1 protein-coding gene and 2 pseudogenes are annotated in these 1,465 nt (G+C 71.7%); all 3 read right to left on the reverse strand.

What is annotated here, in order from left to right; translation table 11 throughout:
- A pseudogene (locus OZN99_RS31405) lies at positions 1–221 on the reverse strand (hypothetical protein); the annotation flags it as partial.
- Entirely contained in the window at positions 218–1,216 is a 999-nt protein-coding gene (fliG, locus tag OZN99_RS31410; protein WP_270939118.1) for a flagellar motor switch protein FliG, read from the reverse strand. The gene fliG and the pseudogene OZN99_RS31405, both read right to left, overlap by 4 nt.
- A pseudogene (locus OZN99_RS31415) lies at positions 1,213–1,465 on the reverse strand (hypothetical protein); the annotation flags it as partial. The gene fliG and the pseudogene OZN99_RS31415, both read right to left, overlap by 4 nt.

Raw genomic sequence — 1,465 nt, forward strand, 5'->3', positions numbered from 1 at the left:
TCGAGCGCGGCGGCGATCTCCGCCAGGCTGCGCGCGATCGCCGCCTGCTGCGCGGCGGCTTGCCGGCGCAGCCCTTCCTCCATCCCCTCGGCGAAGCCGCGCGCGTGGCCGTCCGCCTCGCCCTCGGCACGCGCGGCCTCGAGCAGGGCTGGGTCGGGCGGCGGCGGCGCCTTGGCGGGCGGCGGCCGTGACAGGTCGGGCAGAGGCAGCGCGAATCTCATGAGATCATCTCGTCCTCGCGCCCGTCGGCCAGCTGGATCTGGCCCTGGGCGGCCAGGTCCTTGGCCTGGGCGACGATGGTGGCCTGCGCCTCGTCCACCTCGCGCAGTCGCACCGGGCCCAGCGCGGCCAGGTCGTCGCGCAGCAGCTTGGCGGCGCGTTCCGACAGGTTGCGGAAGAACATCTCCCGCATGCTTTCCGAGGCTCCCTTCAGCGCGAGCACCAGCTTGTCCTTCGGCACGGCACGCAGCAGCACCTGGATGCCGGCGCCGTCCAGGCGCTGCAGGTCGTCGAAGGTGAACATCAGTGCGCGGATGCGCTCCGCGCTCTCCTTGTTGCGCTCCTCCAGCGCGGAGAGGATGCGCGCCTCCGCTGCGCGGTCGAGGTTGTTGAAGATCTCCGCCATCACCTCATGCGCGTCGCGGCGCGAGCTGCGCGCGAGGTTGGACATGAATTCCAGGCGCAGCGTGCGCTCCAGCCCCTCCAGCGCCTCCTTCTGGACGGTCTCCATGCGCAGCATGCGCATCACCACCTCCATCGCGAAGCCCTCCGGCAGCAGGGACAGCACGCGCGCCGCGTGGTCCGGCTTCACCTTGGAGAGCACGACGGCAACGGTCTGCGGGTATTCGTTCTTCAGGTAGTTCGCCAGCACCGCCTCGTTCACGTTGCCCAGCTTGTCCCACATGGTGCGACCCGCGGGGCCGCGGATCTCCTCCATGATCTGGGAGACGCGCTCCTTCGGCAGTGTCTTGAGCAGCAGGCGCTCGGTGACCTCGTACGACCCGACGAGGTGACCGGTCTGGCCCAGCGCGGCGCGGAAGTCGCGCGCCACCTCCTCGACCTGGCCGGCGGGCACGGTGCCCAGCGCGGCCATGGCCAGGGACAGGTCGCGGATCTCGTCCTCATGGAGCAGCGCGAAGATCTTCGCCGCCTGCTCCTCGGCCAGCGCCAGCATCAGCGTCGCGGCCTTCTGCGGCCCTGTCAGCCCCTTGCTCATGCGGGTTCGTCCTCGGGCGTCAGCCAGCGGCGCAGTACGTTGGCGCTCTGCTCCGGATTCTCGTCCACCAGCTGCGCCAGCGCCTGCAGGGCGGAGGCCTTCAGCTGGCCGTCCACGCGCGCCACGCTGACCATCTGGTCGGGATCGACGGCGGTACTCTCAGGCGTGGCGCCCGGCAGCGCGGGCGCGGCGGCGCCGCCGGCGATCGCGACCGTCTCCGCCGGGCCGCCGAGCGCGGCTTCCGCCCCC

This window comes from Falsiroseomonas oryzae (genome assembly GCF_027856955.1).
Taxonomy (GTDB): Bacteria; Pseudomonadota; Alphaproteobacteria; order Acetobacterales; family Acetobacteraceae; genus Falsiroseomonas; species Falsiroseomonas oryzae.